The sequence below is a fragment of the Streptomyces sp. 1114.5 genome, assembly GCF_003635085.1.
Lineage (GTDB): Bacteria > Actinomycetota > Actinomycetes > Streptomycetales > Streptomycetaceae > Kitasatospora.
Window position 1 is genome coordinate 1,984,324 of the sequence record NZ_RBXE01000001.1, and the last position, 14,199, is coordinate 1,998,522.

At 71.5% G+C, this 14,199-nt stretch carries 11 protein-coding genes; 7 read left to right on the top strand and 4 right to left on the bottom strand.

What is annotated here, in order from left to right:
• The first annotated feature begins 4 nt into the window (after positions 1-4).
• Positions 5-1,315, top strand: a complete 1,311-nt coding sequence (locus BX285_RS08665; protein ID WP_121174844.1) for a serpin family protein — start codon at positions 5-7, stop codon at positions 1,313-1,315.
• On the opposite strand, the gene BX285_RS08670 is transcribed toward BX285_RS08665, so the two are convergent.
• The 4 genes from BX285_RS08670 to BX285_RS08685 form a co-directional block, all read right to left on the bottom strand.
• The gene (locus BX285_RS08670; RefSeq protein WP_259470465.1) at positions 1,316-2,428 is read right to left on the bottom strand and encodes an ADP-ribosylglycohydrolase family protein; all 1,113 of its coding nucleotides are present in this window, start codon (positions 2,426-2,428) and stop codon (positions 1,316-1,318) included.
• A 128-nt stretch (positions 2,429-2,556) separates the two neighbouring features.
• A complete protein-coding gene (locus tag BX285_RS08675) occupies positions 2,557-3,834 on the bottom strand; it encodes a DUF2786 domain-containing protein (RefSeq protein ID WP_097237473.1) in 1,278 nt (425 codons plus the stop codon).
• A 112-nt stretch (positions 3,835-3,946) separates the two neighbouring features.
• Positions 3,947-5,566, bottom strand: coding sequence for a transporter (locus BX285_RS08680; protein WP_121174845.1), 1,620 nt, complete (start codon positions 5,564-5,566; stop codon positions 3,947-3,949).
• Positions 5,563-6,384, bottom strand: coding sequence for an ABC transporter ATP-binding protein (locus BX285_RS08685; protein ID WP_097237475.1), 822 nt, complete (start codon positions 6,382-6,384; stop codon positions 5,563-5,565). Before BX285_RS08685 ends, BX285_RS08680 begins: the two co-directional genes overlap by 4 nt.
• Before the next feature lie 242 nt (positions 6,385-6,626).
• On the opposite strand from BX285_RS08685, the gene BX285_RS08690 reads away from it, so the two are divergent.
• The 6 genes from BX285_RS08690 (at position 6,627) to fusA (ending at position 14,039) form a co-directional block, all read left to right on the top strand.
• Complete coding sequence (locus BX285_RS08690) at positions 6,627-7,187, top strand: DUF1707 and DUF4190 domain-containing protein (protein ID WP_306458872.1); 561 nt, start codon at positions 6,627-6,629, stop codon at positions 7,185-7,187.
• A 166-nt stretch (positions 7,188-7,353) separates the two neighbouring features.
• Positions 7,354-9,018 carry a hypothetical protein gene (locus tag BX285_RS08695; RefSeq protein ID WP_097237476.1) on the top strand — a complete coding sequence of 555 codons (1,665 nt, stop codon included), beginning with the start codon at positions 7,354-7,356 and terminating at the stop codon, positions 9,016-9,018.
• A gap of 50 nt (positions 9,019-9,068) precedes the next feature.
• Entirely contained in the window at positions 9,069-10,670 is a 1,602-nt protein-coding gene (locus BX285_RS08700) for a DUF2142 domain-containing protein (protein ID WP_097237477.1), read from the top strand.
• 379 nt (positions 10,671-11,049) lie between these two features.
• A complete protein-coding gene (rpsL, locus tag BX285_RS08705) occupies positions 11,050-11,421 on the top strand; it encodes a 30S ribosomal protein S12 (RefSeq protein WP_014144289.1) in 372 nt (123 codons plus the stop codon).
• Between the two features lie 2 nt (positions 11,422-11,423).
• Positions 11,424-11,894: a 30S ribosomal protein S7 gene (gene rpsG, locus BX285_RS08710; protein ID WP_030055803.1), complete on the top strand. Its 471-nt coding sequence runs from the start codon at positions 11,424-11,426 to the stop codon at positions 11,892-11,894.
• Between the two features lie 39 nt (positions 11,895-11,933).
• Positions 11,934-14,039: an elongation factor G gene (fusA, locus tag BX285_RS08715; RefSeq protein ID WP_097237478.1), complete on the top strand. Its 2,106-nt coding sequence runs from the start codon at positions 11,934-11,936 to the stop codon at positions 14,037-14,039.
• The last annotated feature ends 160 nt before the right edge of the window (positions 14,040-14,199 follow it).

Sequence of the window (14,199 nt, forward strand, 5' to 3'; positions counted from 1 at the left end):
GGCCATGACGAACAGCAGCACCGGAAACCGTCGTCGCGCCGCCCTGCTCCTCGCCGCCGTGCTTGCCGCGCCGCTGCTCAGCGGTTGTGGGAGTACCGGTGCCGGCGCCGGTGCGGAGGTCAGGGCCTCCGCGCCGGCGAGTCGGCCCGCGGTCGACCCGGCCCAGGTGGCGGCTACCGCGAAGGCCACCGCCGCCTTCGGGCTGGACCTCCTGCACGCCCTCACTGCCAAGCCGGACGACGCGGGGCGCAACCTCGTGGTCTCCCCGACCGGCCTGGCCACCGTGCTCGCCATGGTGCTCCCCGGCGCCCGCGGGGCGACGGCCGACGAGTTGGCCAAGGCCCTGCACACCGAGCTCGACCCGAAGCAGTACGCCCTCGCCGTCGGCGCGTCCGACCAGCAGGCCAAGAACGGTGACCAGGTCACCCTGCGCCAGAGCGACCAGGTCTGGACGCAGCAGGGCTTTCCGGTGGAGCCCGACTACCTGGCCACCCTCGCCGCCGACTTCGACGCCGGAGTGCACACCACCGACTTCAAGAACGACCCCGAGGGCAGCCGCAAGGCGGTCAACGCGGCCGTGGAGAAGGCCACCGAGGGGCGGATCAAGGACCTCTTCGCCCCGAAGGCGATCAACCCGGACACCAGGCTGGTCCTCACCGACGCGCTCTACCTCAAGGCGAAGTGGGCCTCCGAGTTCAAGCCCTCGCACACCGAGGACCGCCCGTTCCACAAGCTCGACGGCACCGCCGCGAACGTCTCCACGATGAGCCGGACCGGCGAGTTCAAGTACGCCGACGGCTCCGGCGGGATCCTCGGCGAGCCCTGGCAGGCCATCGAACTCCCCTACGCGGGTGGCAACTTGGCGATGGACCTGATCGTCCCCGCACAGGGCGGCTTCGCGGCCTTCACCAAGGAGCTGGACCAGCCCGAGCTCGACCGGATCCTCGGCGCCCTCGCCGAGCAGCCCGTCGACCTGCAGCTGCCGCGCTTCCACTTCGACACCTCCGACGAGCTCACCCCCGCGCTGCGCTCGCTCGGCGTGCACTCGGCCTTCGACAACGCCGACCTCAGCGGCATCGCCAAGGACCAGCCGCTCGCCGTCAGCACGGTGGTGCAGAAGGCCACCGTCCAGGTGGACGAGGAGGGCACGGTCGCGGCGGCCGGCAGCGGCGTCGGGATCGGCGTGGCGGCGGCGCCCGCCCCACAACAGGCCGCCCAGCTGCACATCGACCGGCCGTTCCTGTTCCTGATCCGGGACACCTCGGGCGGGCGGCCGCTGTTCCTCGGCCAGGTCGTCGATCCGCAGGCGAAGTAGCTACCGGGCCGGGTAGCGCCCGCCGAGCCCCGGGTGCAGCGGGTCGCGGCTGCCGAACAGCACCAGCAGGTCGTCCGCGACCTGCCGCAGCTCGGCCCGCCCCTCGACGGCCCCGGCCCACTCGGCGGGCAGCGCCGAGGCGCCGTACGCGGCCCCGACCAGGTTGCCGCAGACCGCGCCGGTGGAGTCGCTGTCCCCGGAGTGGTTCACCGACAGCAGCAGCGCGGTGCGCACCGGGTCGGGGTCGAGGGTGGCCGCCAGCAGCGAGTGCACCGCGACGGCCAGGCACTCCTCGGCGATCCAGCCGAGGCCGACCCGCTCCACCGTCTCCGCCGAGGGCTCGGCCTCCTGGGCGAGCCGCACCGCCCGGGCCAGCGCCTGGACGGTCTCCTTGGACGCGGGCAGCTCGCGGATCTGATCCACGGTCTCGCCGACCGCCGCCCACGGCTCCGTCCCGTTCGCCAGCCGTTCGACCAGCGCCGCGAAGGCGCCCGCCGCGAGGTAGCCGGTCGGGTGCCCGTGGGTGAGCTGGGCGCACTGCACAGCCAGTCCGAAGGCCTGCTCGGTGCCCAGCCGGGCCAGCCCGAACGGCGCCGAGCGCATCACCGTGCCGCAGCCCTTGGAGCCCGGGTTGATCGGCCCCGGCCGCCCGATCGCGGACGGCGCCTCGAAGACCGGGTGCTCGGACACCCCGCTGAGGCAGGCGTTGCCCGGTGCCCGCCGCGCGTACAAGAACGGCTGCCGCAGCAGCCAGCCGTCGTACGGGTGGGGTTGCGGTTCGGCGTCCGGCGCGGGCTGGTACTGCGTCAGCAGCCAGCGCCGGTAGGCGCCGTGCACGGCCTCGGGGACGGAGCCGCCGCCGCCCGTCCAGCCGCGGACGAAGCCGCGGATCAGGCCCTCGGCGGTGAACAGGGTCATCTGGGTGTCGTCGGTGACCTCGACCGGCCCGGGGCCGGCCGGCAGCGCCCTCACGCCCTGCGGGCCGTACCGGTCCTGGATCTGGTGGAGCTGCTGGAACTCCACCGGCCAGCCCAGCGCATCGCCGATCGCTCCGCCGAGCAGCGCTCCGCGCACCCGGTCCCGGTACCCCGACTCGGCCGCCGGCTCCGTCACGTCGAATCCCCCTTCGTTCGTGGCGGAGTACGTTCTATCAGGTCTTCCTTCGTGCCCAGGGACCTCGCGTCGAGTCTTCGGGCCCGTCCGGTGGATCTCGGCGCCCGGCAAGATCCGCCGGGCAGGCCCTAGCCGCGGATCTGCCCGGCGCGCCCGTGCAGCGCGGCCCGGTCCGCGGCGGCGCGGCCCGCCGCCCAGCCCTCGCCGTCGCTGACCCGGACTCGCTGCGAGACCAGCTTCGGGAACAGTCGGCCGACCTCCTCGTCCACCGCCTCCGAGCGGGCGGCGAGCGCGGGCAGCAGCCGCTCGTCCGGCAGCAGCTGCTCCTCGGTGCCGTCCTCGCGCAGGTGCCGGCCGGCCGCGGCGGCGCTGGTGGTCCGCTCGGTGGCGGCGGTCAGCCGCTCGCGGATCCGCGCCGCGTACGCGACCAGGAAGGACTGCCGGAAGGCCTTGCTGCGCGAGTCCCGGCCGGAGCCGGCCTTGTTGAGCGCGTGGGTGGCCTGCACCAGCAGCGAGGTGTAGAGCAGTTCGACGCCGTCCAGGTCCCCGTCGAAGCCGACCACGGTGCAGAAGCCGAACTCCTTCGCCCAGACCACCCGGCACCGGTTGGCCGCGGCGACCGCGTCCAGCAGCATCGTCTTGGGGCCCTCGTACGGGTTGTCCACGCCGATCCGCAGCGCCGCCGGGGCGTCGCGGTCGGTGCCGGCGGCGGCCAGCAGGGCCTCGTCGATGCTGTGCTGGGCCATCAGCTGCTGGGCCTTGGCGGTCAGTGCCTCGGCCTCCTCGGGATACTCGGTGGACTCCGCCTTGGCCAGCAGGGCCCGGATCCGGGCCAGCATCCGCGGCTCGCCGGGCACCGGCCCGCCGCCGGCCCGTTCGGCTCGGGGCGCCCGCCCGGGCGCCGGGCCGACCGGGGCGATCGGCGGCAGCCGTCCCCAGGTGCGCAGCAGCTCCAGGACGGCGGTGGCGAGCGCGAAGCGGTCCAGCCGGTGCCGGTGGGCGAAGGCGCCCAGGTACTGCTCGTCGCCGGGCCACCAGGTCTCGGTCTCCAGCTCGCGCAGCTGCTCCTGCCAGCGCCGGTCGAGGGCCGCCGCGGGGTGGCGGCGGTGCTCGGCGGCGATCAGGTCGATCGCGAGTGCCAGGTGGACGGGCTTCAGTCCGCGCCGCACCACCCGCGCCAGGTCGGCCGGGCGCCACCCGGCGGACCAGCAGCGGCCGACGGCGGTGTCCGCGTGGACCAGCAGCGCCCGGCTGACCGCCGGCCACTGCCCGGGCGAGGCGGCCAGCAGTGACGCCCCGGTGTCCAGGGCCAGGTCCAGCCCCTCGTCCGGGGCCGTCAGCACCGACCGTACGGCCTGCTCCAGCAGCGGTCCGGCGTCTCCGCCCTGCTGCGCGCGCTTGCCCACGGTGTGTCCCTGCTCTCCTCGACGGCGCCTCGACGGCCTGATCCCTCCTGCCCATGATGCCGGAGCCCGGGCCGGTGCCCGGGACCGTACAACCGGGGAGGAGCAGTCCGGCTCAGCGCTCGATGGCCTTGGCGAGGATCTCCGGGATGCGCTCCAGCAGCCGGGCGGCCGCCAGCCGCACCCCGACGACGGCGACCAGCGCGCCGTACAGCGGGCCGATCAGGAGCACCGGCCAGCTCGGCCCGCCCGAGAGCAGCGCCCAGGCGAGGTAGCCGCCCACCGGCAGGGTGAGCAGTGCCACACCGACCATCGAGCCGAACTGGTTGAGCAGGATCAGCCCGCCCTGCCCGGGGGCGGCGTTGCGCATCGGGTTGCTGTCGGCGGGCATGGTGTACGGCGCCAGCACGCTGAACACCGCGCCGAGCGCCACCCCGCAGCCGAGCAGCGCCAGCGCGAGGCCGAGCGCGGACGGCAGGCGGGCCCAGTCGCCGGTGACGGCGGCCAGCACGAGGCCGAGCACCAGCGTCACCGGGAGGGCGTACGAGAGCACCGCGTACGCCCGGCCGCGCAGCTCGTCCCGGGCGTCGGCCAGGGTGCGCAGGGTGGCGGCGACCATCCAGAACGCCGAGCCGTCCATGCCGAACAGGTTGAGCATCTGCAGCCCGAGGAAGGTCCCGGTCATCGCCAGCAGGTAGACGCTCGACCAGCCCTGGACCATCGACAGCACGCAGATCACCAGGGTCATCCCGATGCTCGTGAACACCGCGGCCTTGGCCCGCGGCTCGCGCCAGGCGTACCGCAGGTGGCGCTGCATCACGGCGCCGACCCGCCCCCCGGGCAGGAGGCGCCAGCCGCGGGAGTCCTGCACTCCGCGGGCCACCTCCAGGGTGGAGGAGTCGGCGGTGACCATCAGCTCCTGCAGGCTGCTCCGCCACCAGCGCAGCAGCAGGACGAGCAGGGCGCCGGCCGCCGCGAGCTGGAGCAGCGCGAGCCCGTACCGGCCCTCGCCGGCGGTGCGGGCCGCGTCCGCCGCACCGACCGGCGGGATCCAGCGCAGCACGGAGGCGATCGGCTTCAGCGGGCTGAGGTCGAGCTGATCGCCGGGCCGCCCGAAAATGCTCTGCGAGCCGATGTTGGCGGCCTGGACGAGCAGGGCGAAGAGCAGCCCGCCGAAGATCGCGAAGTCCTTGCCGCGCCGGCTGGAGAGCATCCGGGCGTTGCCGGCGGCGACCGCCCGGGAGAGCGTGACCAGGCAGAGCACCGCGAGCGGCACGCCGACCAGCGCGGCCGCGGCCGAGGCGCCGCCGTCGGCGCCGGACAGCGCGGCGCCGGTCACCAGCACCAGGCTGACCAGCGGCCCGGGCCCGATCAGCGCGGCCAGCAGCGAGCCGCGCAGCAGCGGTCCCGGCCGCAGCGGCAGCATGGTGAGCCGGGTCGGGTCGGCGCTCTCGTCGCTGGAGAAGAGGAAGAGCGGCAGCGCCGCCCAGCCGAGGCAGAGCACGCCGAGCAGCATCACGCCGGCGTCCCCGGAGCCGGCGTAGCGGCCGTTCAGCATGGCCATGGCGAAGGCGATGCCGCCCGCGAAGGCCAGGCCGAGGGCGGCGCCGATGACGTAGACGGCGGTACGGCCGGGGCTGCGCCGCAGCCCGTTGCGCAGCAGCCGCAGTTTGAGCGCCACCAGCGCGCGGACGACCGTCCGCCCGTCGGGTACGGGGGTGGCGGCCGCGCTCACTGCCCGCTCCCGGCCTGGCCGCCGCCGAGCCAGCCGAGCGCCCGGCCGTCGTCCTCGCGGACGCCGATCAGGCCGAGGAAGGCCTCGTGCAGGCTCTGCCCGTCGCGCACGGTGTCCAGCGGGCCCTGGGCGATCACCCGGCCGGCGTCGATCACGGCGACCCAGTCGCAGAGCTGTTCGACCAGCTCCATCACGTGGCTGGAGAAGACGACGGTGGAGCCGGCCGCCGCGTACCGCTTGAGCACGCCGCGGATGGTCTGCGCCGAGACCGGGTCGACGCCCTCGAAGGGCTCGTCGAGGAAGAGCACGTCGGGGTTGTGTAGCAGTGCCGCGGCCAGGCCGATCTTCTTGCGCATGCCGGTGGAGTAGTCGGCGACCAGCTTGTCGGCGTCCCGGCCGAGGTCCAGTACGGCCAGCAGTTCCTCGGCCCGGCGGTCCACCTCGGCGCCGGGCAGGCCGCGCAGCCGACCGGTGTACTGCAGCAGCTCGCGCCCGCTGAGCCGTTCGAACATCCGCAGGCCCTCGGGCAGGATGCCGATCCGCGCCTTGACCGTGACCGGGTCGGCCCACACGTCGGTGCCGTGGATCAGCACGGCGCCCTGGTCGGGCCGCAGCAGGCCGGTGACCATCGACAGCGTGGTGGTCTTGCCGGCGCCGTTCGGCCCGACCAGGCCGATGAAGGCGCCGGCGGGCAGCTCCAGGCTCAGCCCGGCCACGGCGGCCTGGGTGCCGAAGTGCTTCCACAGTCCTCGGATGCTGACGGCGGACGGGGTGCCCGGCCCGGGGAGGTCGGAGGACGGTGGTGCTGACGGCTGCATCGCGGCCTTCTCTGCTCGGGTCGGACGGAGGTCTCGGGCTCAGCCTGTCACCGGCGGACGGAGCTGTCGCCCGAGTTGAGGATCCCCTGAGCGTGTCCGCCGAACGGGTGAGGCGCGCCGTCCGGAATCCGCCTCCCGGCGGCTGCCGGGCCGAATCGGCAACTACTCGGAGCGGTCGTTCGTCCTGCACTATGAGGAGCAGTGAACGTGCGCGGGGGTGCCGCGGCACCGGGAGGTGGCGGATGTCCGTTCAACCGTGGGGCGAACCCGGTCCCGGTCACAAGCACGGCCGGGGCGACGCCCGGTGGCCCGCCGCCCGGTGGCCCGCGCCGGTCCCGCAGCCCGCGCCGACGCCGCAGTCCGCGATGCGGGCGGGCCACGCGGACCGCGACCGCACGGTCGACGTGCTGAAGGCCGCGTTCGCCGAGGGCCGGCTCTCCGCCGAGGAGTACGAGCAGCGCCACGAGGCCGTCACCGTGGCGCAGACCTACGGCCAGCTGGCCGCGCTGGTGGCCGACCTGCCCGCCGGCCCGATGTCGGCGCCGCTCGCCCCGCCCGTTCCGGCCACCTTCCTGCCCACCCCGCCGTACCCGCAGGCCCGCCCGACCAACGTGCTGGCCGTGCTCTCCCTGGTCTGCAGTGTGACCGGCCTCTCCCTGCCCGCCGTGGTCACCGGCCACATCGCCCGCTCGCAGATCCGCCGGAACAACATGGACGGCGACTGGGCGGCCGTCCTCGGCCTGGTGATCGGCTACATGGGCAGCGCGTTCTGGACCCTGATGATCCTCCTGGCCCTCGCGTAGCGTCCGCGGGCGGCCACGGCCCGTGGACCGGGACGCCCATCGCCGGGCAAAGCACCTATGATGCCCGGGGCAGCCACGCGCACCTGAACCCCGTACGTTCCGCGACCCGTCGGCGAAGAGGCGCCGGGCGGGCCGGGTGAGCAACCACGAGTCGAGGACCGTTCCAGTGACAGTCAGTGCCCAGGAGGCCTCCCGCGTCCCGTCGCCGGGCGGACGTTCGCTGACCGGGCGTTCGGAGCGCCGGTCCGGCAGCGGGTTCTGGTCCTCCTCGCCGGTGCTGCTCGCGGGCGAGGCGCTGGTCGCCTTCCTGGCCGCGCTGATCCTCCCCGTGATGGCCCGCGGTTTCCAGCTCGACCCGCTGAACCGGATCGCCCAGGTCAGCGGGCTCGCCGCCCTGCAGCTGCGGTTCGCCGTGATCGGCCTGCTGCTGCTCGGCGCGGTGGTGATCGCGTGGCGCGTCCGCTCCGGCCGGCACTTCGGCCTGGTGGCGCGCTTCTCCTCGGCCGCACTGGCCGGCCTCGCCAGCGGTTTCGTGGCGGCCGGCGCGGTGATCGCCCTGCTGGGCACGCCCTGGCCGATGTTCGGCCTCAACGGCGACAGCGGGCGCATCGTCGAGTGGGCCCACGCGGTGGCGAACGGCCAGCCCTCGGGCTCGCCGGTCTACCCGCCGGCGCCGCTGTACACCCTGGGTTACTACGCCGAGTGGTTCCGCGGCGGCAACACCGCGTACGCCTTCAAGGACCTGCAGATCCTCGGCGCCGCCGCGTTCGGCCCGCTGGTCTACCTCTGCTGGCGGATGCTGCTCAGCCCGGTCCGCGCACTCGCCTTCGGCGTGCTGCCGGCCTTCGCGCTGATCGACGCCTACAAGCCGTACAGCCAGACCGTGCTGGTGGTCCTGGTGCCGGTCCTCGTGGCGCTGGTGGTGCAGCTGCGCCGCAGCGGGACGGCGGCCTGGCGGTCGCTGCTGCTGAAGGGGGCAGGCTTCGGCGCGCTGCTGGGGCTGCTGTTCCTGACCTACTCCGGCTGGTTCCTGTGGAGCGCGGCGGGTGTGCTGGTCGCGGCGCTGATGTACTTCCCCTGGCAGGCCGACCGCCGCAAGGGCCTGGCCTACTTGGGCGTCACCGTTGCCGCCTACCTGCTGGTCTGCGGCAGCTACCTGGTGACGATGCTGACCGACGGGCAGGACACCAAGGACGCCACGTTCCGGTTCGACAACTTCACCGACCCGGCGTACTTCCTGATGTGGCGCACGGACATGCCGGGCAAGGTCACCGAATGGCCGCTGCCCGGCGAGTTCGGCGGCATGGACCTGTTCGCCGTGGTGATGTTCGTCGCACTCGGCGCCGCACTCTGGCTCGGCATCCGCAAGCCACTGGTCGTCACCATCTGCTGCATGTTCGCGAGCGCCTGGGTGATGCGGATGTACATCGCTTCGCACATGTACGAGACCCAGACCGTGCAGCTCTACACCCGCACCAACAACCAGATGCTCTACTGCGGCCTGCTGCTCTGCGCCCTGGTGGCCCACCTGGTGTCACTGCGGATCGCGGAACGCCGGCGGGCCGCCGAGGCCGCGGGAAGCCCCGCACCTGCGGGCCCTCCCGGACCGCAGGCCGCCGTGATCGGTACGCTGTTCGCCTTGCTGTTCTTGTTCGGTACGGTCTCCTCGTCGATGTCCGACCGCTACATGCCGGCGAAGGAGAACACGTACCGCATCCTGCCGTGGGTGTCGCACACCGTTCGCAACCTCGACGGCAGCTGCCCGAAGTTCGCGCCCGGAGGGCAGTGCTCGAAGGACGGCGACCAGTCATGGATCAGCATGATCAAGTAGCGCCAGTTCCCGCCCCGTGAGCTCGGACTGACCCGAAGGCCCCATTCCAGATGATGATCACCGCAGTCAAGTCCCTCGCCGACCGGCTCGCGTCCTCGCCGAGGCGACTGTGGGCCGTGGCGTTCGCGATCCTGTTCGTACTGAGCGCTTCCTGGTCGCTCTCCACACCGACCGGCGCCTCGCCGGACGAGCACGCGCACCTCATCCGCGCGGCAGCGGTCGCCCGCGGCCAGGTCGAGGGCCGTGAGGTCATGGTCCCGCACGTGGTCGGCGGGATCGACGGCAAGTTCGCCGAGACCGGTGTCGTCCTCCCGCGCATCTACCAGGACCTGAAGGACGTCAACGCCTGCTACGTCTTCGTGTCCGAGCGGTCCGCGTCCTGCGCGCCGACGCTCAAGGACCGCCCGGGAACGGCCCTGGTCACCACGGCCGCGGGCCGCTACCACCCCGCGTACTACTTCGCGGTGGGCTGGCCCAGCCTCCTGGTCCACGGCGAGGCGGCCTTCTACCTGATGCGCCTGATGTCGGCGCTGATCTGCTCCGCCCTGGTGGCGAGCGCGGTGGTCTCGGCGGCGGAGTGGCGGCGGCGTTCCTTCACCCTGCTCGGAGTGATCACCGCGGCCACCCCGATGGCCCTGTTCATGTTCGGCGTGGTCAACCCGAGCGGCCCGGAGATCGCGGCGGGAATCCTGGTCTGGAGCGCCGGGCTGCCGATGCTGATGAGCCCGGACCCGTACCTGCTGAACCGCCGGCTGGCCCGGCTGGGCATCGGCGCGCTGGTGCTGATCAGCATCCGCCCGCTGGGGCTGATCTGGTTCGCCGGGGCCCTGTTCTTCGGACTGCTGCTGAGCCAGAAGGGCGCGGTGCGCGAGGTGCTGCGCCGCAAGGTGGCCTGGGTCTGGGGCGGTCTGGCGGTGGCGGCGGCGGGCTCGGCCCTGGTCTGGTCGTCGAGCCACCCGGACAACTCGGTCATCAACACCCCGAGCGACCTCACCCCGCTGAACGCGGCCCGCAAGACCTTCGACAACGGGCTGCTCTACATGAAGCACATGATCGGCTACTTCGGCTGGCTGGACGCCCAGCCGCCGGCCGCGACGCTGCTGGTCTGGTGCGCCGTGGTGCTCGCCCTGGCGATGCTCGCGCTGTGCTACGCCCGCTTCCGGGACACCCTGGCGATCGTCGGCGTGATGGTCGGCATCGTGGTGATACCGATAGCGGCACAGGCCATGCAGGCGCGCCAGCTCGGCATGATCTGGCAGGGCCGCTACCTGCTGCCCTTCGCCGTCGGACTGCCGATCATGTGCGCCGCGCTCTGCCACGAGCGGCTGCCCTGGGGCGGCTTCGCCTGGCGCCGACTGCTGGTGATCTCCAGCTTCTCGCTCGGCCTGGTCAACGCCGCCGCCTTCCTGTGGGCGCTGCGCCGCAACGCCGACGGCACCGAGGGCCCGCTGCTGATCAGCCCGGCCCACTGGTCGCCGCCCGGCAGCTGGCCGCTCTGGCTGCTCGTGTACACGCTGACAGCGCTCGCGTTCGGGCTGTTCGCGGCCGTCTCGGACAACCGGGAGCGGACCGGGCCGCAGCCATCCGGGGCGGCCGGGGCCGAGGACGCGGGGGGCCGTACTCGGCTCGCCGGGGCCCACGCGGAGGCGTAGGGTTTCGCCGTGCGGGGAGTGGGCGGTTGTGGTAGTGGGGCCCCGTTCCGGGTCGGCTCCGGTACCGCTTCCGGCACAAGCCCCGCGACCTGCGGCGTTGCATTTGTTTTGACCGCGCCCCATGCGCTAGGTACGCTCTGACCTTGTGCCTGGGGTGTCCCCGGGTCCTTGTGCGTGCATGCACACCGGTCGCCGCGCCGAGCCGGAGCGCCTCCTGGCGCTCCGCGCGTAGAGCGCCGTCGCTGTACATCAGCCATGGGATTCCGTGTCGTAACAAGCCCAACACACCCGACCGCGTGGGTCGACCACGGGGCCGTGTGTGCGGGAGACACCGCAGGTTAGTTCCACCAAGCCTTGGCACACAGAAAACGGAGAAACGGTGCCTACGATCCAGCAGCTGGTCCGAAAGGGCCGGCAGGACAAGGTCGAGAAGAACAAGACTCCCGCGCTGAAGGGTTCCCCGCAGCGCCGTGGGGTCTGCACGCGTGTGTACACGACCACCCCGAAGAAGCCGAACTCGGCTCTCCGCAAGGTCGCCCGTGTGCGCCTCACCAGCGGGATCGAGGTCACCGCTTACATCCCGGGCGAGGGCCACAACCTGCAGGAGCACTCCATCGTGCTGGTGCGCGGTGGTCGTGTGAAGGACCTTCCTGGTGTCCGCTACAAGATCATCCGCGGTTCGCTCGACACCCAGGGTGTCAAGAACCGCAAGCAGGCTCGCAGCCGCTACGGCGCCAAGAAGGAGAAGTAAGAATGCCTCGTAAGGGCCCCGCCCCGAAGCGCCCGGTCATCATCGACCCGGTTTACGGCTCCCCGGTCGTCACCCAGCTGGTCAACAAGATCCTGCTGCACGGCAAGCGCTCCACCGCCGAGCGGATCGTCTACGGCGCCCTTGAGGGCGTCCGTGAGAAGACCGGCTCGGACCCGGTCGTCACGCTGAAGCGCGCGCTGGAGAACGTCAAGCCGGCCCTTGAGGTCAAGTCCCGCCGTGTCGGTGGCGCGACCTACCAGGTTCCGGTCGAGGTCCGTCCGGGCCGCGCCAGCACCCTGGCGCTGCGCTGGATGGTCGGTTACTCCCGCGCCCGTCGCGAGAAGACCATGACCGAGCGCCTGATGAACGAGATCCTCGACGCCAGCAACGGCCTGGGCGCTTCCGTGAAGCGTCGCGAGGACACCCACAAGATGGCCGAGTCCAACAAGGCCTTCGCGCACTACCGCTGGTAGTCCGTACCCCGTCACTAGACAGAGAGAGAACGAGCCACCATGGCTGCAACCTCCCTTGACCTCGCCAAGGTCCGCAACATCGGGATCATGGCGCACATCGACGCGGGCAAGACCACCACCACCGAGCGGATCCTGTTCTACACCGGTGTCTCGTACAAGATCGGTGAGGTCCACGATGGCGCTGCCACCATGGACTGGATGGAGCAGGAGCAGGAGCGCGGCATCACGATCACGTCGGCCGCGACGACCTGTCACTGGACGGTCGACGACGCCGACCACACCATCAACATCATCGACACCCCGGGTCACGTCGACTTCACCGTCGAGGTGGAGCGTTCGCTGCGCGTCCTCGACGGTGCCGTGACGGTGTTCGACGGTGTTGCCGGTGTCGAGCCCCAGTCCGAGACCGTGTGGCGGCAGGCTGACCGCTACGGCGTCCCGCGCATCTGCTTCATCAACAAGCTGGACCGCACGGGCGCGAACTTCTTCTTCTGCGTGCAGACCATCGTGGACCGCCTCGGCGCCACCCCGCTGGTCATGCAGCTCCCGATCGGTGCCGAGGCGGACTTCAAGGGCGTTGTCGACCTTGTCCGCATGAAGGCGCTGGTCTGGTCGGCCGAGGCCGCCAAGGGCGAGATGTACGACATCGTCGACATCCCGGCCGAGCTGCAGGAGCAGGCGGAGGAGTACCGCGAGGCGCTGATCGACACCGTCTCGAACGTCAGCGACGAGATCATGGAGCTCGCCCTTGAGGGCGAGGACATCCCGGTCGAGCTGCTGCAGGACGCGATCCGCAAGGGCACCCTGAACTCGGACTTCACCCCGATCTTCTGCGGTACCGCCTTCAAGAACAAGGGCGTTCAGCCCCTGCTCGACGCGGTCGTCAAGTACCTGCCGTCGCCGCTGGACATCGAGTCCATCGAGGGCACCAAGCCGAACGACCCGGAGACGAAGATCTCCCGTAAGGCTTCGGACGACGAGCCGCTGGCTGCGCTGGCGTTCAAGATCATGTCCGACCCTCACCTGGGCAAGCTCACCTTCGTCCGGATCTACTCCGGTCGCCTGGAGTCCGGCACCTCGGTGCTGAACGCCGTGAAGGGCAAGAAGGAGCGCATCGGCAAGATCTACCGCATGCACGCGAACAAGCGTGAGGAGATCGAGTCGGTGGGCGCCGGCGACATCGTCGCCGTCATGGGCCTGAAGCAGACCACCACCGGTGAGACGCTGGCCGACGAGAAGAACCCGGTCATCCTGGAGTCCATGGACTTCCCGGCCCCGGTCATCCGCGTCGCCATCGAGCCCAAGTCCAAGGGTGACCAGGAGAAGCTGGGTGTCGCCATCCAGCGTCTCGCCGAGGAGGACCCGTCCTTCCAGGTCAACACGGACGAGGAGACCGGCCAGACCATCATCGCGGGTATGGGCGAGCTGCACCTTGAGGTGCTGGTCGACCGTATGAAGCGTGAGTTCAAGGTCGAGGCCAACGTCGGCAAGCCGCAGGTCGCCTACCGCGAGACGATCCGTTCGGCCGTCGAGCGCATCGACTACACGCACAAGAAGCAGACCGGTGGTTCGGGCCAGTTCGCGAAGATCCAGATCGCGATCGAGCCGCTTGAGCAGGCCGAGGGCTACGAGTTCGTGAACAAGGTCACCGGTGGCCGCGTGCCGAAGGAGTACATCCCTTCGGTCGACGCCGGTTGCCAGGAGGCCATGGAGTTCGGTGTGCTCGCCGGCTACCCGCTGCAGGGTGTCCGCGTCACGCTGCTCGACGGTGCGTCGCACGACGTCGACTCCTCCGAGCTCGCGTTCAAGATCGCCGGCTCGATGGCCTTCAAGGAAGGCGCGAAGAAGGCCAAGCCGGTCCTTCTTGAGCCGATGATGGCCGTCGAGGTCACCACGCCCGAGGACTACATGGGCGATGTGATCGGCGACATCAACTCTCGCCGTGGCCAGATCCGGTCCATGGACGAGCGTCACGGTGCCCGCGTCGTCACGGCGCTGGTGCCCCTCTCCGAGATGTTCGGCTACGTCGGTGACCTGCGCAGCAAGACCTCTGGTCGCGCCAGCTACTCGATGCAGTTCGACTCGTACGCCGAGGTCCCCAAGGCCGTGGCTGAGGAGATCATCGCCAAGGCCAAGGGCGAGTAGGTCCGGCTCTGCCGGCCTCGGAACCAGCCCGACATTCGGGATGATTCCGACCCCTTAGGCTATTAGGAGGCGACCCGGGAGGATCCGGACGGATCCTCCCGGGGCCTCCGGCCCCTACCCGCGGGACGGTGCGAGGTGCTTCCGGCACCACGGACCCAGC